22 protein-coding genes and 1 riboswitch are annotated in these 20,779 nt (G+C 42.1%); of the genes, 5 read left to right on the top strand and 17 right to left on the bottom strand.

Annotation, left to right across the window (positions count from 1 at the left end; translation table 11 throughout):
* The first annotated feature begins 159 nt into the window (after positions 1-159).
* Complete coding sequence (locus T546_RS0108445) at positions 160-510, top strand: NusG domain II-containing protein (protein WP_026891232.1); 351 nt, start codon at positions 160-162, stop codon at positions 508-510.
* A gap of 5 nt (positions 511-515) precedes the next feature.
* Here the strand turns inward: T546_RS0108445 and T546_RS0108440 are convergent, their stop codons facing one another.
* From T546_RS0108440 to T546_RS0108400, 9 genes are all read right to left on the bottom strand, one after another.
* Positions 516-1,403, bottom strand: a complete 888-nt coding sequence (locus tag T546_RS0108440) for a DegV family protein (RefSeq protein WP_026891231.1) — start codon at positions 1,401-1,403, stop codon at positions 516-518.
* A 36-nt stretch (positions 1,404-1,439) separates the two neighbouring features.
* Entirely contained in the window at positions 1,440-2,840 is a 1,401-nt protein-coding gene (locus T546_RS0108435) for a sensor histidine kinase (protein WP_026891230.1), read from the bottom strand.
* A gap of 18 nt (positions 2,841-2,858) precedes the next feature.
* Positions 2,859-3,548, bottom strand: a complete 690-nt coding sequence (locus tag T546_RS0108430) for a response regulator transcription factor (RefSeq protein WP_024836014.1) — start codon at positions 3,546-3,548, stop codon at positions 2,859-2,861.
* A 17-nt stretch (positions 3,549-3,565) separates the two neighbouring features.
* A complete protein-coding gene (locus tag T546_RS0108425; RefSeq protein ID WP_026891229.1) occupies positions 3,566-5,227 on the bottom strand; it encodes a Na/Pi cotransporter family protein in 1,662 nt (553 codons plus the stop codon).
* Between the two features lie 97 nt (positions 5,228-5,324).
* Positions 5,325-6,317, bottom strand: coding sequence for a dipeptidase (locus tag T546_RS0108420; protein WP_026891228.1), 993 nt, complete (start codon positions 6,315-6,317; stop codon positions 5,325-5,327).
* 127 nt (positions 6,318-6,444) lie between these two features.
* Positions 6,445-7,623: an ABC transporter permease gene (locus T546_RS0108415; RefSeq protein WP_026891227.1), complete on the bottom strand. Its 1,179-nt coding sequence runs from the start codon at positions 7,621-7,623 to the stop codon at positions 6,445-6,447.
* Entirely contained in the window at positions 7,607-8,314 is a 708-nt protein-coding gene (locus tag T546_RS0108410) for an ABC transporter ATP-binding protein (protein ID WP_026891226.1), read from the bottom strand. Before T546_RS0108410 ends, T546_RS0108415 begins: the two co-directional genes overlap by 17 nt.
* Before the next feature lie 27 nt (positions 8,315-8,341).
* Positions 8,342-10,054, bottom strand: a complete 1,713-nt coding sequence (locus T546_RS23135; RefSeq protein ID WP_051629688.1) for an HlyD family efflux transporter periplasmic adaptor subunit — start codon at positions 10,052-10,054, stop codon at positions 8,342-8,344.
* Between the two features lie 14 nt (positions 10,055-10,068).
* The gene (locus T546_RS0108400; RefSeq protein WP_026891225.1) at positions 10,069-11,160 is read right to left on the bottom strand and encodes an S-layer homology domain-containing protein; all 1,092 of its coding nucleotides are present in this window, start codon (positions 11,158-11,160) and stop codon (positions 10,069-10,071) included.
* Positions 11,161-11,389: 229 nt separating this feature from the next.
* On the opposite strand from T546_RS0108400, the gene T546_RS0108395 reads away from it, so the two are divergent.
* Together T546_RS0108395 and T546_RS0108390 are read left to right on the top strand one after the other, a co-directional pair.
* Positions 11,390-12,064 (top strand): response regulator transcription factor, encoded by a 675-nt coding sequence (locus tag T546_RS0108395; protein ID WP_026891224.1) that lies wholly within the window; start codon positions 11,390-11,392, stop codon positions 12,062-12,064.
* The gene (locus T546_RS0108390) at positions 12,061-13,305 is read left to right on the top strand and encodes a sensor histidine kinase (RefSeq protein WP_026891223.1); all 1,245 of its coding nucleotides are present in this window, start codon (positions 12,061-12,063) and stop codon (positions 13,303-13,305) included. The genes T546_RS0108395 and T546_RS0108390 overlap by 4 nt, the downstream gene beginning before the upstream one ends.
* 72 nt (positions 13,306-13,377) lie before the next feature.
* On the opposite strand, the gene T546_RS0108385 is transcribed toward T546_RS0108390, so the two are convergent.
* From T546_RS0108385 to T546_RS0108375, 3 genes are all read right to left on the bottom strand, one after another.
* Positions 13,378-14,088 carry a GTP pyrophosphokinase gene (locus tag T546_RS0108385; protein ID WP_026891222.1) on the bottom strand — a complete coding sequence of 237 codons (711 nt, stop codon included), beginning with the start codon at positions 14,086-14,088 and terminating at the stop codon, positions 13,378-13,380.
* A 28-nt stretch (positions 14,089-14,116) separates the two neighbouring features.
* Positions 14,117-14,956, bottom strand: coding sequence for an Mrp/NBP35 family ATP-binding protein (locus tag T546_RS0108380; protein WP_024836024.1), 840 nt, complete (start codon positions 14,954-14,956; stop codon positions 14,117-14,119).
* Positions 14,957-15,218: 262 nt separating this feature from the next.
* On the bottom strand, positions 15,219-15,791 hold the full coding sequence (locus tag T546_RS0108375; RefSeq protein ID WP_026891221.1) for a folate family ECF transporter S component: 573 nt from the start codon (positions 15,789-15,791) through the stop codon (positions 15,219-15,221).
* Positions 15,792-15,854: 63 nt separating this feature from the next.
* Positions 15,855-15,952: riboswitch (THF riboswitch) on the bottom strand.
* Positions 15,953-16,106: 154 nt separating this feature from the next.
* Between T546_RS0108375 and T546_RS0108370 the strand changes: the two genes are divergently transcribed.
* Together T546_RS0108370 and T546_RS0108365 are read left to right on the top strand one after the other, a co-directional pair.
* Positions 16,107-16,478, top strand: a complete 372-nt coding sequence (locus T546_RS0108370; protein WP_026891220.1) for a CidA/LrgA family protein — start codon at positions 16,107-16,109, stop codon at positions 16,476-16,478.
* The gene (locus T546_RS0108365) at positions 16,471-17,163 is read left to right on the top strand and encodes an LrgB family protein (RefSeq protein WP_026891219.1); all 693 of its coding nucleotides are present in this window, start codon (positions 16,471-16,473) and stop codon (positions 17,161-17,163) included. The genes T546_RS0108370 and T546_RS0108365 overlap by 8 nt, the downstream gene beginning before the upstream one ends.
* Before the next feature lie 36 nt (positions 17,164-17,199).
* Here the strand turns inward: T546_RS0108365 and T546_RS0108360 are convergent, their stop codons facing one another.
* The 5 genes from T546_RS0108360 to lepB form a co-directional block, all read right to left on the bottom strand.
* Entirely contained in the window at positions 17,200-17,487 is a 288-nt protein-coding gene (locus T546_RS0108360) for a hypothetical protein (protein ID WP_242842209.1), read from the bottom strand.
* 94 nt (positions 17,488-17,581) lie between these two features.
* Positions 17,582-18,004 carry a DUF2752 domain-containing protein gene (locus T546_RS0108355; protein ID WP_026891217.1) on the bottom strand — a complete coding sequence of 141 codons (423 nt, stop codon included), beginning with the start codon at positions 18,002-18,004 and terminating at the stop codon, positions 17,582-17,584.
* An 11-nt stretch (positions 18,005-18,015) separates the two neighbouring features.
* Entirely contained in the window at positions 18,016-19,176 is a 1,161-nt protein-coding gene (gene fliB / locus T546_RS0108350) for a flagellin lysine-N-methylase (RefSeq protein ID WP_026891216.1), read from the bottom strand.
* Between the two features lie 84 nt (positions 19,177-19,260).
* A complete protein-coding gene (locus T546_RS0108345) occupies positions 19,261-19,881 on the bottom strand; it encodes a manganese efflux pump (RefSeq protein ID WP_026891215.1) in 621 nt (206 codons plus the stop codon).
* Between the two features lie 62 nt (positions 19,882-19,943).
* Positions 19,944-20,516 (bottom strand): signal peptidase I, encoded by a 573-nt coding sequence (lepB, locus tag T546_RS0108340; RefSeq protein WP_051629686.1) that lies wholly within the window; start codon positions 20,514-20,516, stop codon positions 19,944-19,946.
* Positions 20,517-20,779 lie beyond the last annotated feature (263 nt).

Raw genomic sequence — 20,779 nt, 5'->3', positions numbered from 1 at the left:
AAGGTTTGATTATATTTTAACATAGTTTATAAGCTTTTATCAATTAGTTTATTGATTATTTATCTTTGGTAAGAGCTGAAATTATGTGATATAATAAGATTATGAATTTCCATGTTCTGGGAAATCATCATACTTAACTGAGTAAAAGGAAAAAACAACATGATTATAAAAAAATATAAAAAAGAAATGATTCTTATCGCGGTAATTTTAATCGTATCCTGCCTTCTCCTCCTTTTCAACCAGATCCTTTTTAGGGGACCGGCGGGTAAGGTGGAAATAACGGTTGACGGTAATGTAATCCAGACCCTCAATTTAAATGAGGATGGAGAGATTTTGGTTCACGGATTCAACGGCGGAACGAACCGGGTCGTGGTAAAGGCTGGAAAGGTAAGCGTAACAGAAGCTTCCTGTCCGGATAAGGTCTGCATTCACAAAGGCTGGATTCAGTACACAGGTGAAAATGTGGTCTGTTTACCCAACCATATGATTGCCAGGATCATAGGAGAATAGTCTTTTTAGCCTTCTCTTTTATCTCCAAAGTAAAATAATGCTACCGTACCAGGGCCTGTGTGAGACCCGATTACAGTCCCTACGTTGTTAATCACAACAGGTCCGGATAAATGTAAAAAACGGTCCTCAATGAGCAGCGCCACTTCTTTTGCATCCTTTTCACATGCAGAATGGGACATAAAACACTTGCCGCTGTAATTGATGCCGCCGTCCGCATGAAGCTCCATCATACGGACAATCTCCTGTATGGCTTTTTTCTTTGTTCGGATCTTCTGGACCGGTACTAAGCAGCCCTTATCGTCGATATTCATGAGAGGACAGATATTAAGAACAGTACCTAACATAGCGGAGGTGGCAGAAATTCTTCCGCCTCGTTTAAAGCTGGTAAGATCAGTGGAAAAGAACCAATGATGAACTCTCAGACGGTTCTCTTCTACCCACCGAGCGGCATCTTCTAAAGACATATCCTTATCCCTCAAATCAGCAGCCGCATCCACCAAAAGGCCGTAACCGGAAGAAGCTCCAAGGGTATCCATTACGACAATGGTTCTGTCCGGATACTTTGCTTTCATCTCTTCCCGTGCCACGCAGGCGGAATTATAAGTTCCTGAAATTCCGGAAGATAGGGTAAGATGCAAGATATCCTTGCCTTCCTTTAAAAATGGTTCAAAAAATTCACAGTATTCATCCACGTTGACCTGAGAGGTAACTGGAGTTGAACCTTTCGATATTCGGTTATAAAATTCATCAAATGGAATGCTTCTTCCTAAATCATCTAAATAGGTAATTCCATCCATAGTATAATGAAAGCAGACAAAAGGAATGTGACGACGGTCAAAGTAATCCCTGCTCATATCTGCAGTAGAGCAACAGGTTAAGATAAATTTCCCCACAAATAACACCTCCTGGCATTGTTTGTCTCTATTTTATCACACTTTTCCATGAATTGGAATCTTTACTATAAATTCTGTCCCCACATCAAGCTCTGAGGTCACATTGATGGTGCCATGATAGAAGTTTACAATGTGCTTAACAATAGAGAGACCGAGACCAGTTCCTCCCTGTTTTTTGCTTCTGCCTTTATCCACCCGGTAAAAACGTTCAAAGATCCGGCTAAGAGAATCCTTTGGAATTCCCATACCATTATCCTTGACCTGTACAATTAAATTCCGGTCTTCCTCTCTTACCCTGACCCAGACTTCCCCTCCAGGCTTATTGTATTTCACCGCATTGGTAATCAAGTTACCGAAAAGCTCTTTCATTTGCTGGCTGTTTGCATAAATACAGATGGGCTTACAATCCAGATGAATGAGAACTTCATGGGAGGCAGCCAAAGGCTTTAAAGAATCTAAAATATCATTAAGGACAATGGAGAGACGTACATCACTTTTCAGTACCTCCGCATCCTTTGTCTCAAGCTTTGAGATCATCAGAATATCGTTGATTAAATTGTTCATATTGGCCGCTTCTTTTTTGATCCGGTTAAGAAACTCCTTCTTTTGCTCCTCATCCTGAATGATTCCACTCTCCAAAAGCTCTGCGTATCCCTGAACAGAGGTTATGGGAGTCTTTAATTCATGGGAAGCATTGCTGAAGAATTCCTGACGGATCTGCTTTTCCATCTCTATCTGATTCAAGTAATCCTTTACATTCTTTGACATCTTGGTGGTCGTATCAGCTATGATATTGATTTCCGGATACTGATACGTTTCAAAGGAAAGATCCGTATAATCCCCCTTTACCTTAAGCATCTCCTGAGATATCTCTTTCAAAGGTTTTGTAATGGATTCTGCAAAGCTGTCTGCCGAAAAAGCGGAATACATGATAGCAACCAGGAAGGTAAGCCATACCGCAGGAAGGAGCAGCATTAAGTATTCCTTCATACCCGTATATGGAATGGCCATGCGAAGGATGTAATCTGATTCACTGGAACGTATGGCTACATAGAGCATATTTTCTTTTAAGGTCTCAGAATAACGTCTGGAATAACCGATTCCTTCTTCTATGGCTTCTCTTATCTCTTCCCGGTCGGAATGATTATCCAGAGTGTTTACAGGTACATCTCCCGTATCGGCAATGACAACTCCGTCCTTTTGAATGATGGTAAAACGACCCTGCTTTTCATCTAAGACGGTTTTCAGTTTTTCTACCTCATCCATAAAATTTCCGTTGTAATCCAGCACCTTATCAATCGCACCCAGAGTATAGAGCATGTCTTTTCTTGAGTTCTTTAAAAGTGCACTGCTGGAAGCAATATAGAAAATGAATGTACTTAAAAACAGCACCACTAAAATTACCTGCAGAAATTTTGCAAAGATTGCTTTTCTCATGAACTCCTCCGCTTATTTTTACTCTTCTGTACGAATAAACCGGTATCCGACTCCGCGGACCGTTTTAATGCATGCACTTCCTTTTTCTCCCAGCTTCTGCCTTAAGGTTCTGATGTGCATATCAAGAGTCCTTGTCTCACCGTCATAATCGTATCCCCAGATTTGATTTAAGAGTTCATCTCTGGTCACTACCTTATTGTGGTTTTCCATTAAATACTGTAAAAGCTCAAATTCCTTTAATGTCAGCTCCACCTTTGTTCCTTCGCAGTATACCTCTCTCGTTTTTTTATTGAGGCTTAAGCAGTAAAGCTCCAGTTCATCCTCTGCTGCATTGGACCTTGTGGACCGTCTTAAAAGACTGCGGATTCTGGCTGCCAGTTCCATTACACCAAAAGGCTTTGTCATATAGTCATCTGCACCGCCGTCAAGACCGGCCACCTTATCAAATTCTCTGTCCTTTGCAGTGAGCACCAGGATAGGAAGATCTTTTAAGGATTCGATTTTCCTGATTTTTCGTATGGCAGTTAAGCCATCCATGCCAGGCAGCATCCAATCAAACACAGCAAGGGCCGGTTTGTCTGATTCAATCTGCTTTAAGCAGTCCTCGGCCATCTCAAAGGCTGCCACCTCATATCCAAATCCCTCCAGGGCAATTTTAATTAAATCTCTGATATTATCATCGTCTTCAATTACATAGATCTGTTCCATACGAAATCTCCCTTTCCTTACATTTCATCTCTGACAAAACCTGCAATATTATGAGCATGGTCTGATATGCGTTCCAAATTATTTAAAGCATCTAAATATATGACCCCGTTTTCTGGTTTACAGGCTTTCGACGCCAGCCGAAGGATATGGCGCTCCCTGAACTCTTCCTCTAAGTTGTCCACAAGCTCTTCGCTTCGGACAACGGCACGGACCTCAGACATATCGGAAGAGGCTCTTGCTTTTATAGCGTGCTCCAGAGAAGAACGGACGGAGTGAAACATCTCCTTAAGCTCATTATCCCCCTCTTTAGAAAACACAATGTTTCTTTTGGTCTTTTCCAGTGCCAGCTCTGAGAGATTTTCACAATGATCGCTGATACGCTCAAAATCACTGACCGTATAAAAAAGATTTTTTACAATTAAGTGCTGCTCTTCATTCAAAGACTGATTGCTGATCTTTATAAGATAGTCTGTGATGATTTTTTCATAATCATCAATTTTTTGTTCCATTTTTTTCACCTGGCTGGCATGGCTGCCGTCATCCGTCAAAAGGACACGTGCTGCCATATCAAAGTTTTTAAGAGCCGCAAGCCCCATATTTACCACTTCATGAGTCACGCTTTCAATGGCAAAGGAAGGTGTATCAAGAATTCGGTTGTCCAGATGGCGCTTCATCTCATCCTTGGAATCCAGAGAACAACCACTGGCTGATGATCCTTCTCTAATAAGAATACCAGAGGCTTTGACCAAAAGTCCAGCAAACGGAAACAGGAGAATGGTGTTACTTACATTAAAAACCGTATGAAAAATGGAGATTCCAACACTGGTGACAGGAGAATCCGCAAGTTGCGTATTCAACCGGAATATCAAAACCATGGCTGTCCCAAAAATAACGGCACCAATGGTATTAAAAAGAAGATGAATGACTGCCGCCCTTTTCGCCGTTGGGTTCGCTCCAATACTAGACCTTAGTGCAGCCGCACAGGAACCAATATTTTGTCCTAAATTAATGAAAACAGCGGTTTGCCAGCTGATCATCCCGTTTAGGGCCAGGACCTGTAAAACACCTACAGATACTGTGGAGCTTTGAATCAGTACCGTAACAAAAAGTCCTGTCAGGATACCAAGCAGAGGATGCCTGCCCAGATCAGTAAGAATATTTAAAAGTTCTTTATTGGTGCGATAGGCAGAAGCGGCGTCAGACATAAAACCAAGTCCAATGAAAAGGAGTCCAAATCCCACCAGAATTTCACCTGCCTGTTTTGCTTTTCCGTTTCTGGAGAGATAACGGATCATGGCTCCTGATACGATCAGAATGGGAGAAAAAAGCTCTGGCTTTAACAGCTCTCCCCATTCATTCATGGATACGATCCAGCTGGATACGGTCGTTCCCACATTGGCTCCCATAATGATTCCCACTGCCTGTGACAGGTTTAATATCCCGGCATTGACGAATCCCACCACCATAATGGTGGTAGCATTGCTGCTGAGAATAATGGCGGTAATCCCGGTCCCAAGTAAAATTCCCATGACCGGATTGTCAGTCAGGGCTCCTAAAAGCTGCTGCATTTTATGTCCAGCCGTTTTTTGAAGCCCATCTCCCATTCGGTCGATTCCATAAAGAAAGATTCCAAGTCCTCCAAGGAATTTAATTAACATCTGTATATCTTCCATCGACATAGTATTCCCCCTGATCTTACGGCATGTCTTGTAAGTACTATATCAAATCTATGTAAAGTATCATGCGCTGAAAGGTAAAATATTTGTAAATTTTTATTTAGTGTAAGATTTCCTCATAAACCCGAAGCACGTTTTTGTAAAATACAGCTTCAATTTCGCCCTCTGTAAAGCCTGCTTTATTCATGGCTGCTTCCAGGATGGGCAGATCTTCCGGAGACTTCATCTCCAATTCTCCCCCGATACCATCAAAATCAGATCCCAGTCCGATGCACTGGATGCCTCCAACCTGCTTCATGTGCTTGATATGGGCAATCATATGCTCCACACGGCTTAAGACGGTATCTTCCTTTTTCCAGTCATATAAGAAGGCAGCGCAGTAATTAAGACCAGCAACACCTCCTCGCTCAGAAAGCCGCCGTATCATATCGTCCGTTAAATTTCTGGGATTGGAAGCTACCGTTCTTGCGTTGGAATGACTTGCCACAAACGGCTTTTTCGTATAACGGAATACATCCTCGATACCGGCATCCGATAAATGAGAGACATCCACGATCATGCCTAGAGCCTCCATCTCATTTACGAATTCTATCCCTTTTTCCGTCAGACCATGTTCTGTATCCGGTTCAAAAAAGGCTTCTCCATGTTCCTGCCAGATGCGGTTAGGACTTGCCAATTCATTCTTATGGTTCCAGGTCAATGTCATCATACGAACACCAAGGCGGTAGAAATTCCTTAAAAATGCAATCTCCCCCTGGCAGACGCCCCCCTCTTCTATGGTGAGGAGAGCCGACATTTTCCCTTCCTTTCTGTTTCTTTCAATATCCTCATAACAGGTGACCACACCAATCAAATCTTCATGCTTTGCAATCTCCGTATAAAAAAGGTCCACCAGCTTCATACAGTATTCAAAGGGACGTTCATGCTTTGTTAATTCTGTGAACAGCGCGAAATTCTGCAAGCAGTAATCTCCCTTTTTCATCCGTTCTAAATCAATGTGGCAATCATTTTTCAACAGTGAGTAAGCCTTTCCAGCTTCTCTTCGATAGAACAATTCTGAAATCGTATCGCAATGCATATCAATAACCTTCATGATTTCTGCCTTCCCTGCTCTCTATATTTTAAATGCATTTAAGGAGTAACCCATGATGAGTTACTCCTTTTGTTACTATGCAAATAGTATCATTCTTATGCTGTATTTGCAAGGAAATATTCAATTCTTATTCACTGCGCAAGGCATCAATTGGATTTAACTTAGCCGCCCGGTTTGCAGGCATATATCCAAAGACCAGACCGATTCCTACAGAAACACTGAAGGAGATTAAGACAGCCCCTGGGGTCGGGGTCGCATTCAGGCCCATAAAGCTGCTGATAATTGTGGTGGCTATGGAACCCACTACGATTCCGATGACACCTCCCAGAGAGCTTGTCACTGCCGCTTCTATCACAAACTGCTGCATAATATTTCGTTTTTGAGCGCCAAGAGCCTTTCGGATTCCAATTTCCCTGGTTCGTTCTGTTACGGATACCAGCATGATATTCATAACTCCAACTCCGGCTACCAACAGAGAGATTGAGGCAATTCCCCCAAGCATCATGGACATCATGGACATGATGGAATTTAACGAATCCAAAAGCTCACTCATCGCAGAAACCCGAAACAAATCCTGGTCTTTAAAGATACCCATCAAAAATGAGTTAATTGCATTTTTAGCCTGGGTTGTATGATCTGTATCTGCAGTGGAAAACACATAGCTGTTTACATTGGCACTATTGGTCTGCCTGACTGCACTGCTGTAAGGAAGATATAAAACATCATCGGAGCCACCAGCCTCCAGCTCATCCTCATTCTGTCTTGAAATGACTCCCACAATCTTATAGCTGACACCATCAATTTTTAAGGTTTCCCCAATGGCCTTATCCACGCCTCCAAACAAATCCCAGGCCACATAATAGCCTGCCACAACTACCTTTTGCCGTGACAAAATGTCGGAAAACTGAAGAAACCTTCCAGATTCCAGTGTCTGATCCTTCATTTCCAGATACTGCTCACTGACGCCGGTCACCGTTGTATCCGTCAGGGTTTCCGTCCCGTTTTTAATGGTACCGGTGATGGAAATCTTAGGCGTCATCTGAGAGAAGAGATCCTGATTCTTTTCATAGAACTCATACATTTCATCTACAGTAACGGATCTTGAGGAAAGATTTGATACATTTACATTGATCTGGTTTGTTCCCATACTGGAGAACTGTTCTGTCATATAATTCATTTGGCCGTTTACCAGGCTGACCAGTATGATAACAGAGGCCACTCCTATAATAATTCCCAGCATGGTAAGAAAGGAACGCAGTTTGTTTCCCCATATGCTTTTTATGGCCATTTTAAAGGATTGCAGAATATTCATTTACGTCTCCATCAAAATTAATCTTTCCATCGTGTACCCTTACTACCCGTTCCGCCTCCATGGCTATGGTGCTGTCGTGGGTAATTATAACAATTGTATTGCCTTCCTTGTTCAGCTGCTTTAAAAAGTCCAGTACATCCCGGCTGGTCTTGGAATCGAGAGCACCTGTAGGCTCATCCGCCAAAATAAGGGAAGGACTTCCAGCCAGGGCACGGGCAATGGATACTCTTTGCTGCTGACCGCCGGAAAGCTGATTTGGAAGGTTTCTCCATTTTTCCTCCAGCCCCACTCTCCTTAAAGATTCCATTGCCTTTTCTTTCCTCTCCTCCGTACCAATTCCGGAATAAAGCAGAGGAAGCTCCACATTCTCTAAGAGATTTAATTTGGGAAGCAGATTGTATTGCTGAAAAATAAAACCGATCATCTTATTTCGTACCTTAGCCAGCTGATGATCCCCCATATTTCCCACATCCTCACCCCCCAGATAATAGGAGCCGGAGCTTGGTACATCAAGAGCGCCAATGATATTCATAAGAGTGGATTTACCGCTACCTGATTTTCCTACAATGGCTACAAACTCTCCTCTGCAAATGGTCAGAGTAACTCCGTCGCTTGCACGGACTTCCTCACCGCCCAATTGATAAATCTTATATATATCTTTTAATTCAATCAAAGGTTCCGCCATATTTATGTCTCCTGCTTACTCTATTTATCATCCGCCGGTACGATTGCCGCCGGTGTTACGATTGCCGCCGGTACTACGATTGCCGCCACCGCCACCAGATCCGCCGCCGAATCCGCCGCCTGGCATACCGCCCATACCGCCTGGCATCATGTTATTCTGAGTCTTTTCTACAGAGGATGGTACTACGTATACTTCCTCTCCCTCTGTGAGTCCGCTTTTAATCTCAACATAATCTTTACTGATCAGGCCTGCGCTAACTTCCACACTGCGAAAACCGGCAGGTACATTTCCAATCTTTTCTTTCACGGAATCATCTTTTACATAGACGGTATTGCCTCTCATCAATGAATCAGCAGGAATGGCGATGACATCCTTTGCCTCATCAAGAATAATGACACCATCTACGTTCATACCTGGAAGAAGTTCATCAAGCCCATCGTTAAGCGTAACGGTAACAGGATAATTCGTAACACCGTTAGAGGTAGAGCTTTGCAGACTGACATTTGTCACAGTCCCGGAAAATGTCTTACCGGATACTGCATCCGCAGTAATATTGACGTTTTGGCCTGCTTTTACAGATTTCACATCAAGTTCATCCACTAACATCTCAAACGTATAATTGGACATATCATAAATGACTGCAAGTACTGTGTTTCCGGTGGTGCTCTTTGATATTTTATCTCCGACTTTTACTGTTTTTTTTATGACCTTCCCTGAAATGGGTGCGGTAACGGTATAGTTATCATAAGTATCCTGAGTGCTTTCAAGCTTGCTTTTTGCGGATTCCAGACTTTCCTGAGCTTTGTCCAGGGAATCCTTATAGGTTCGCAGTAATTTATCAGCAGATTTGCTTTCTATGGAGAATATTGGGGTCCCTTTTGTTACGTAGTCGCCTTCCTTTACAAGCAGTTTCTGTATTTCAACCGTGGAGGATATATCTGCCTTCATGGTAGTTTCAAGCCTGGGTTCAAAGGTCGCTTCCATACTGCTTACAAAATTGCCCACGAGAGCCGTTGCAGCTGTTTCCGAGGTAATGCCCCCGGGATTTGCAACCTCTATGGTGACATACCGCACAATACGTCCGCCTGTTAAAGTAACATCCATATTGCTGACCGAGGTAACCACTCCATTGATCTGTTCTCCCGTATCGGTGAGGGTCAGGATCGCTCCGTTGCCAGACAAGATCTGAGCTGCTTCTGCCGAAAGGAATGGAACCTTTAGTTTCATCGTTTTGTCATCATAGATTGCAGCTATTTCCGTACCATTGCTCACTTTGTCTCCATCTTTGATGGAAAGGGTTTTGATAAATCCGTTTTCTGTAGCTTTATACGTATTTCCGCTATAATCAGACAACGCTGTATTATAATCCTCCAGTGCATTCTGATAGCTTTCCTGGGAACGTTCCAGAGAATTATTGGCAGATGATATCTGAGATTCCATGGAGGAGGTATCGATCCGGTAAAGCACCTGTCCCTTTTCTACCACATCCCCTTCCTCAAACTCGGCGGCTGTCACTTCCCCTTCCGCCAGTGAAGTGATGTCATACGTATCCTTAGGAGAAATCGTCCCTGAGGAAGAAAGTTCAGATGTAATATCTCGCTTGGAAACCGTTGCTGTCTGTATGCTCTTGGCCTTAGCGGAAGCATTCTTTGACTTATTCATCATGAGGAAGCCAACGATTCCACCAAAAGCCAAAAGCACCACGATCAGAAGGATCAGAAGTTTTTTCTTATTTTTCATTCTGTTTTCTCCTGTCAATCTTCAATATAGTCAACTACTGTTCTGGTCTGATTTCCTTCTGCATCCTCGGACAGTGTATATACCAGATTTACAGAATCTCCTACCCGAAGATCTCCATAGGAAGAAAATGCAAACTGCATCTCCGTGCTGGTAAGTACATAAGTGTTGCCATCATCAAGAATAATTGCGGTGGGTGTCATTAAATCTGTGGAATTGTAAACCACATTGGTGATTTCTCCTAACACAGCAGACCGCCCGCTTTCATTTTCATTCCCCACCGTATAAAGCCATACCGTTTTAGAAAGTGTATGGTAATAGACCAAAACACCATCCGTGCTGTCAAAGGCAGTGGTAATGGCATCACTGGAATTTTTAACCGGATCTCCATCTAAATAGATATTGGCATCACTGAGATCAAAGGGCAGATATGATTTCAGCCTGCTCTTGCTGTTAACCACCCTTGGTCCCTTCACGCTGTTATCCACCATGGAAAATGGATTGATCTCTCCATCGGAAGTCAGTTCACAGTCCAGACTCTTGCCAAACATGGTTCCTGATTTTGTATCCGTTTTAAGCAGATTGTAAAAGAGATTCACACAGTCTTCCTTTGTCATGAGCTCCGACGCTTCTTTGTTTAAGCCATCATCCAGCTCAAGAAAATGATACTTCGACATTCTGGATCCCGTCTGATCTCCTGTAAAATCGGAGTTTTTGTATTCTAAAAGTCCTAACACTCCTTTTACCGCTTCCTGAAGCGTTATGTATTCCTCGGGCTTAAAATTACCTCCCAGATATCCATTCATGAATCCCTGTTCTGATGCGATCCGTATGGAAGATGCATATTCATGGTCCCTTGGCACATCTGCGAACACAGAAGTATTACTGGTACTGCCAACTGTGCTCCGATAGGAAGAAGCATTGACAAGCATACCGGCAAATTCCCCTCGCGTTACCTTCATATTTATATTTCCCGTATTCATGATCCCGGATAGTCCAACCACCTTTTTTCTTAAATCAAAACCTGCGGAAGCATGGGTAATCATGGGGTTGACTGCCGTTGCTGCCATTACAACAGCCAGGGCGGCTGCCATTCTTTGTCCGTGCATGTAAAATTCTCCTTTCCAGTCTGAAACTCTTTCCAATTTTAACAGACTCCTATGTCAGAAATGTGACTGTTAACTGAAATTAACCTGAAATGGCATAATATTACCATAGGAAGATATTTCAGTATAATTTCAGCTTTCTTTTTTATAATGAAAAGGTTAATTTGCTTAAAATCAAAGGATTGTTTATAATAGGTTTCAGTCTATATCATGATGGAAAGAAGGGAAACGCATGAAAGTATTGATTGTGGAGGATGAAATCAGGCTCGCTGACGCATTGGGACAGATCATGAAGGAACAAAATTATCATACAGATATTGTTAATGATGGAACTGACGGCCTTTATTATGGCCTGTCAAATGAGTACGATGTGATTATACTGGATGTCATGCTGCCAGGAATGAACGGCTTTCAGATTGTACAAAAGCTAAGAGAATCCAGAATCAAAACACCAGTTCTCCTTCTGACTGCACGGGATGATACCAGCGATAAGGTCAAAGGTCTTGATAAAGGAGCCGACGATTACTTAACAAAGCCCTTTATTCCAGAAGAGCTTCTTGCTCGGATCAGGGCCCTTTCCCGCCGGCAGGGAGATGTATTTCTTGATGAAATGGTGTTTGGAGATCTTTCCCTTGATTTATCCTCCAATGATTTATGCTGTAGAGAAAAATCCATTCATCTGGCTTTTAAGGAGTTTGAGGTTTTAAAATTACTTATGAGCAACTCTGGTAAGATTATCTCAAAGGATACCTTAATAGCCAGAGTATGGGGCAATGATTCTGACGCTGAAGATAATAACGTTGAAGCCTACATCTCATTTTTACGTAAAAAACTCTCTTTTGTCGGCTCTCAAGTAGAGATAAACACCATACGAAAAGTAGGTTATCGACTGGAGGGACCCAGATGATACGAAAATTAAGATGGAAATTTATCATCATTAATATGACTTGCGTAGCAAGTATTCTTTTGGCTGTCATAGGACTTTTTTATTTTTTTGCTTCCAACCGCCTGGTCCGGCAGACAGAGATGGCTATGATTCAATCCATGGAAAGGGATCGATTCCCACCGCCATTTAAATTGGAACCTGGGAGGCACAAAAAGCAACCCCCACCACCTCCTATTCCCTCTTTTGTCGTTACTTTAAATTCTGATCACACCATAAGGGCCATAGAGCAAAACAACATTACAGTTACAACAGAGCTTGCCTCTACCTTAATTCAAATGGCGGATTCCACGGAGCTTACTCAGGGAGTTCTTCCAGACTATTCCCTTCGTTTTCTAAAGGCAGAAACTCCGGAAGGCACAAAAATTATTTTTGCAGATCAAAGCTACGAGATTAACAACATCAAGACTCTTACGATCAACTGTATCATGCTTTTTATGGGGGCCGTATTCCTATTTCTCATGCTGAGTCTGTATCTCTCCCGTCTTGCCCTAAGACCAGTTGAGGCTGCCTGGCATCAGCAGAATCAGTTTATTGCAGACGCCTCCCATGAGCTGAAAACTCCTCTGACTGTAATCCTGGCAAATCTGGATATTATATCTACTCACCCCCAGTCTACTGTCAGGGAACAGAATAAATGGCTGAACAACACAAAGGAAGAAGCTACCAGTATGAAACAACTGGTGGAAAACCTCCTGTTTCTTGCCCGTTCCGACGCTGGAGCAGGCAATGAAAGGCCGGCAGAAATTTCGTCCATTGATTTCAGCGACCTGGTTTTAAAAAGCACTCTTATCTTTGAATCCATTGCCTTTGAAAATAAGGTGGAACTGGTGAACGAAATCGAACCTGATATCATTCTTTCCGGGTATGAATCCCAGCTTAAGCAGGTTGTTACCATACTTCTTGATAATGCCTGTAAATATGCTGGAAAAGGTGGTACTGTTTCTATTGGGCTAAAAAAAGCAAGCCACCTGGCTGCTTTAACCGTTTGTAATTCTGGTGAGATTATTCCACTGGAGGAACAGCAGCATATCTTTGAACGCTTTTACCGGACAGATAAATCAAGAGTAAGAAAAGAGGGAGGATATGGTCTTGGACTTTCCATTGCAAAAACGATAATAGATTGTCATAAAGGTAAAATCAGCGTGACCAGCAGCCAGCCTGAGGGGACCATATTTACGGTAACCCTGCCTCTAAAACCATAAAACAGCAAAATAAAAGACCCTGAGACAACCATGGCGAATAGCCAGTTTGCAGTCTCAGGGTCTTTTCTATGTTTATTTTCTTATGGCAATCTCTTGAGCTTCAATCTTTTTTCTAATATTTAACATCCGCTCATCCGTATTTGCTATCACCTCTGCACATTCCCGAAGCTCCGTACTAATCTCCTCAGAATTTGCTTCCACCTCTTTTTTGTACTTCAGCTGATGGTCAAGGCTTGCCCAAAAATCCATGGCAATGGTACGTATCTGGACCTCTACCCGCATCCACTTCTTCTGGTCCGAGAAAAATACTGGAATTTCCACAATCATATGGTAACTGCGGTAGCCATTGGCCTTAGGGTGACGGATATAATCCTTAATTGCAATGATATGGACGTCATCCTGTCTTGTCAGCATCTCTGCCACCGCGTATATGTCATCAAGAAAGGAGCAGATGACCCGGATTCCTGCCACATCATCTAAATTTTCCATCATGGATTCCAGCGAGACAGGAAGACCTCTGCGCTGCAGCTTTTCCACAATGCTGATGGGCTTCTTCACTCTGGATTTCACAAGCTCAATGGGGTTTCTGGAGTTTCTCACAGACAATTCGTCATTTAAAACCTCTAATTTCGTTTTCAGCTCCCGGATGGCACAGGTATACATCATCATAGCTTCCTGAAACTGGTAAGCCTGCTTAATCAAAGGATCTGGAACCTGAACGAGATTCGGTACATTTACAATTGACTGGTTCAATTCGCTATTAGGGTTCATGCTTATATTCATATAGTCACCTCAATGTTAAGAAACAATCTTAAGCCTTCTCAGCCGCTAAAACAGCTTCATCAAGCCATGGTGCCTCTAAGTATTCTACCGTACCGCTATCCACAGCAGATGCGATTTTAGGATCAATGGGGATTTTCGCTAAAATGGGGAGGTCATGGGTTTTTCCTACTTCATCAATGTGACTCTCCCCAAAGACTGAAATCTTTTTTCCGCAATCCGGACAATTTAAGTAGCTCATGTTCTCGACCAGTCCCAGAATAGGGACATTCATCTTCTTTGCCATATTGACTGCCTTTGCAACAATCATGGAAACCAGCTCCTGAGGAGATGTGACAATAAGAATTCCATCTACCGGCAGAGACTGGAATACGGTCAGTGGAACATCACCGGTTCCAGGAGGCATATCTACAAACATATAATCGATATTTTCCCAAAGAGCTTCCTGCCAGAACTGCTTTACTGCTCCTGCAATGACCGGTCCTCTCCAGATGACCGGATCTGTCTCATGATCCAGAACAAGATTGGCAGACATCACCTCAATACCAGTGGATGTGGTTGCTGGAATCATAAGCCCATTCGGCGTCATTCCCACTCCTGAATCCGTAATACCAAATGCTTTTGGAATGGAAGGTCCTGTGATATCTGCATCAAGGATGGCTGTTTTATAGCCCTTGGAATTCATGCGTACTGCCATCATGGTAGTTACCAGTGATTTGCCGACTCCACCTTTTCCGCTGACAATACCAATTACTTTTTTTACTGTGCTGGCAGGATTTAACGGCTCAAGAAAGCTTTTAGGCCCTTCCTGCCTGCTTGGACAGCTTTCGCCGCAACTATTGCAATTATGTGTACAATCTAAATCGCTCATGTTCATTCCTCCTATAAAAAAGTTTATCAATAGAGGGCAGTCCATCGACTACCGCCTGAAATTATCATAACTGTCCCCTTATCCGTAGAATTGAAACACGGATATTTTAGATTATAGTATGAAAGAGAGTTTCTGTCCATGGATTTTATACAAGCTTTATGAAAACAATAGTTCATTTATAATACAAAATAACCAGACCACTGTCTGTTAACCGCAAAAAAAGACCCGTACTTTCTTATAGAAAGAACAGGCCTTTTTTTCATTATTTAGCTCTGGAGGCCTTTGTTTTTTGTATGATTTGAAACACTCCCATGGTATCAAGTGCTTTTACCAGGGTATAAAAAATCATGGAGTCAATGGGCCACATCACAAGATTTTTTAATGCCCTTGCAGGGAGAATGACCATAAATCCTTTTCCATACAGTATGGATAAGCAGATGGTGTTTAATATCACATTGCAGATTAACATCACAATGAACTTTGAGATGAGAACCCTTTTTAAGGTCATGGCCTTTTTATAGTAAAAACAGCCATACATAAAACCGGATAATAAAGTTACCATAGTAAGGCCCGGGAAAAATGGTCCATTGGGCTTTAACAGGTACTTTAATACATCCATACTTCCTGAAAACAGACCGCCTACAATCGGGCCAAACAAGTAGGAAATGATTCCATTTGGTATGGAAGCAAAACCAATTCTGATATAATTTCCAAAATCAATGGAGAACATACCAAGAATAATTGCCAGGGCGCCAAACATGGCGGCAGTGGTGATGGTTCTTACATGCTTTAGCTCTTTGTAAGAATCGGTGAACAAAGTGGCGAATTTTTTCATAAAAAAATACCTCCTTTGCAGACCTCAGACTACAACCGGAGATATAAAATACTTATCTTCTGATGCAGCGGGATGCGACTCGTGTACCGCAAGAAAATCTTTTCGTCCGAATGACAACTCCCTGTTCACTCAGCACTTAACGCACACTAGTCTACTCTGCGACTTTCATATTTATTTTTAACGACACAAGTATAACACAGATTTTAAAGAATGCAAGTATTTTTTTTGTGCACGAAATACATTTGACATCTGTCAAAAAAAAGTTTAGGATAATCCTTAGCTGAAATTTCGACAAAAAACGCAGGAGGCGTAGTTATGAGGTACTTAAGGCAATTCAGCATCATTCTTTTTATCTCCTTGATTGGAGAGATTATCCATCTTTTTATCTCTCTTCCCATTCCTGCCAGCATTTATGGTTTGCTGCTTATGTTAATTGGGTTAAAAACAAAACTCATACCTTTAAATGCGGTAGAGGATGCCAGCATGTTTCTGATTGAGATCATGCCAGTTATGTTTATACCGGCGGCAGTAGGACTGTTGGATTCCTGGGGGATTCTTGGTTCTATGCTGGTTCCTTTTATTGTTATCACCCTGGTATCAACTATTCTGGTTATGGTAATCACGGGAAGAGTCACCCAGTTTTTTATCCGTATGGATAAAAAAGGAAAGGATGATGATCATGAGTAATACAATCAATGGTTTTTTATTTTTCGGGGCTGTTATCAGCCTTCTGGGTTATGAATTAGGAATCCAACTAAAAAGAAGGTTTAAATCCCCTCTTTTTAACCCACTGTTAATATCCATTCTGGTCGTTATGGCTCTGCTCTCTATATTTAAGATTCAATATGAGGTATATAACCAGAGTGCAAAATATATCAGCTATCTTCTTACCCCAGCTACCATCTGTCTCGCCATTCCCTTATATCGTCAGATGGAACTGCTTAAGAAACATTCCAAGGCTATTTTAGCCGGAACCTTGACCGGGGTCATCACCACCATGGTCACAGTACTGCTTCTTGCTATGGTATTTGGTCTCAATCATCAGGAGTACGTGACGTTTTTGCCAAAATCCATTACAACTGCTATTGCCATGGGAATTTCTGAAGAGATGAAGGGATTTGTTACGATTACCGTTGCCAGTATCATCATCACAGGAATTCTTGGCAATATCATTGCCGAAACTGTCTGTAAGGTATTCCATATCACGGAACCGGTTGCAGTAGGTATTGCCATCGGCTCTTCTGCCCACGCCATAGGAACTACTAAGGCGCTGGAGCTAGGGGAAATCGAAGGGGCAATGAGCAGCCTTGCTATCGCTACATCCGGGCTTTGTACGGTGGTGTTTGCATCGTTTTTTGCTAATTTATATTAAGTTTTAGTATAAAAAAAAGAGGTCGTAAGACCTCTTTTAATAACTGCCAAAAGATGCCATGAGTATACTGGCAAATAAAGCATATAAAATAAATCCAAGTACTGACAGAATCACCTGCATGATTAAATTCGCCCTGCAGAAATTCTTACGATTCTCATTTCCATTGCCAAATGCCCAAACTAACATCATGATAATGTTAACACAAGGTACTAACATGATCAGTAGTGTGATTAACCACTCTCCCATTGTCATTACGCTTTTGTTTGGGTCCATCTGAGTTGAATACTGACTTTCCTGGTTATTTACGTTGTAATCGTTCTCCATACAAATCCTCCTTGGTAAAATCTGACATTAATATGTCAATCCAAATTATAACATATAATTCAATAAATTGGAATTGTATATTTTAGCTGTATTTTTAATGCAGACTTTCTAAAATTCGCATTAGTAAGCTATTGGGATAGAATACATATGGCTCCCGGTAAGGAAAATAAAGTTTCATGCGGACGACATACAAAATCAGAGAACCTATAATACTGGCTGACAGCAAAATTCCAGCCAGCTTTTTATTGCCTTTTTTCATATAGGTTACACGTATTTCATTTAGGATGCAAAGAAATACAAAAGGAGCAGCTGGATTAAGCTCGATACATTGTTTTATATTTCCTTTTGCCAGAGAGAGAAGGGCTCTTGACCCTCCACATCCAGGGCAGGGGATCCCCAGTAACCCCCGGAACGCACACAGCCCACCGGTTAAAGCATACAGTATCACGCAATAAATACCAAAGCAAGCCAACAAAAATAAGATGTATAACTGATTCTTTTTATCCTTCGTACTCATTTCAATTCCCCCTATAAAACAGAAAGAAGGGATGAAAGCCCAAATCTCTGATCGCTTATAAATATCCGGTCTAATGCATTTAAGTTTAAATCGGAATGCTCCACTTCTCTGGAAAAGCGGTGGGTGAAATGAACAAATTCAGAAAAATCCAATCTTCCTTCCCTCATTTTAAAGGTTGCCTGTGCCATCTCCTGAATCAGCAGAGTGCATACCACAGCCAGCTTTATCTTTCCATAAGGTTGTCCATCATAAACAGAGCCGCAAAAATAGGTAAATACAAAATAAACCAAAAGCTGCTCGCACCAGATTTCCCACTGCTCTTCTCTCTCCGGATTTTCCCTTAAGTACTGAAAAAATGCATTGCGATTCGCCTCATAAGAGGCTGTCCCTTTTTCAAACAACAGTCTTTTTATTGTACTGATATACCGAGGCCAGTCTGCATCCAGAACCTCACATTCCTGAAAGATGGAAAACAGCTCCTTCATTTTTAGAAAACGGCTTTCAGTCTGTGCTTTCCTGCCAAGAAGCTTTTTTTCAGCGACCGAATGAAGGGATTCCTTCCGGTACCGTTCCAGCAATCCGTCAATTTCACACATGCGGTCGGTCCTGATCCTGCTTTGGAGATCATGGGCAAATCCCAATACCAATGCCATTCGATGACTGGAGCTAAATCTCCTGTCTTGCAGAAAGGAAATTATGAGATCCCTGGCATCCGTTAGCTTGGTAAAGAGAAGAAAGTCAAAATCAGGATAAACTTCTTCTTTTTCGTCCTCTTTCGTCAGGAAGGTAACCGGTTCCTTTGTGCCAAGTATGATCCTGGCCGCCTCCTCGCAGGACATGGATAGGGAAATCTCCCTGACCCCCTCATATTCCTCCGTATGCCTTGGATATTCCCTGCAGGTCTTGCATAGCATATCCGGTCCAGCTTCTATGTATAAATCACAAAGATTTTCCCGGTTTAAGAAAGCACATCGTTTGCCGCATTGCTTAAAAAAGCTGTTTTTCCAGTCTATGGACTGTTTTAAGCGCTGACCAAACCCACCCTTTTGACTCCAGTAGCGTTTTTTTGACTGATCATCAATCATGATTGACCAGCCAGCACAGCAGGTATCCGTACAATCTCCTGCTACACAATGAAATTTATGATAATAATGAGGTATTGTATACTGCATGAATCTTTCTCCTATACGAAATAACGTTTTTCCCAGTGAAAATGAGGTCTAACTCTGAAAGAGCCAAACCTCATTTTCTATCATTCAAAGCTTTCCAAAGGCGAGAAATAAAAACAAAAGTCCGCTGACCCAGGAAAGATCCCAGTCTTTTCGCGCCGATAGCTCATGTCCCAAAAAGAGACCGATATACATTACTACAATTCCAACAAGCAACGAAACAAATGCCGTCAGGCCCGGAGGCATCATGAGAAATCCAGATAATCCTCCAGCCACAAGACTGTCAATTGACATGGCCAGGGAAAACATAACGGTTTCCTTCCATGATAAGGATTTCGATTCATCCCAGTCTGCTGCCATGGGATTTCCATAAATATTTATGATAATACTCAGACCAGAAATTGAAAACGTTAAATCCTTCCTGACATTTACATGACTGTTAATATATTTCTTGATGGCAAAATCAAGAAGCTTCATAGCCCCCAGAAAAAACAGACAGGTAAAGCCAAGCCCTCTTGCAAACGCTTCCGGAACCAATCCATTCAGCACGCTGCCAAACATGAGAGCCGCTCCCAGGCATCCGCTGCATATTAAATTTACCGCGATTACCTTGGCAAAGGAAATACGAAGCCGGTTTGCCCCATAGGCAAGGCTGGCAACAAAGCTGTCCGTAGAAAGAGCGAGTACTAAAATGAATATATCACGCATACGCCATTGAACTTACCTTTTTTCTTTTAATATATTCATCACGAAAGGTTTTGGAACCCTTACTACTCAATCGTCTTAAACCCTGGGTAATACCGGACGAGCACTTTTGCCAGGATTTTATTCTCTGGTACATAAGGATCCGGCCAATATCTGGCATCTGCTGAGTTATTCCTGTTATCACCAAACATCAGATAGCAGCCTTTGGGCACTTCAAAGTGAAAGTCTTTTGTCTCCATCGGTTCTGGCAGATATGGCTCTGCGAGAGGAGTCTCTGAGCCATTGATATAGATTTTATTCTCCCGCACATCCACAGTCTCACCAGGAAGTCCGATAATTCGTTTCACCAGACGCGTCTCCTGAGATCCAGGCCCAGTCTCATGATCGAATATGACTATATCACCCCTTTGAGGATCTTCTCCAAACTTATAGGCAAGCCGTGATCCAAACAGGCGGTCTCCCGTCATAATCGTCCGCTCCATGGAGCCGCTCGGTACCCTGCTGTTGGCAATGATAAATGTATTCAGGAAAAATGCAATGGCAGAAGCCATCAGAATTATCTTCACCCAGTCAAAAATCTCTTTTTTCCAGTTTATCTTCTCTTTTTCCATGTCCTCTTGATTCTTCTCTTCATTCATACAAAGCTTGTCCTTTACTATTTTATTCCTATATTGTATCAAATTAAACCAATTGGTTCAAGCTTAAAAGCAGGGACTTGGAGTTGCCCCTGCTTTATTCATTAAATACTATACTTTTTTAATTCCGCTCTTAACCGTTCCAATGCCTTTTTCTCTAGTCTGGATACATATTCGTCTGTTTCATTAGGGACAAATGAATGGTTCCATAAAGCTCCACCTGATGGTAACAGTTCCATTCCTTTCTACGGTAATACTCTCTATGA

It is taken from the genome of [Clostridium] aerotolerans DSM 5434 (genome assembly GCF_000687555.1).
In the GTDB taxonomy this organism is placed as follows: domain Bacteria; phylum Bacillota; class Clostridia; order Lachnospirales; family Lachnospiraceae; genus Lacrimispora; species Lacrimispora aerotolerans.
The sequence above is the reverse complement of the archived record's forward strand: the minus strand, read 5'-3'. Positions and strand labels throughout refer to the sequence as shown.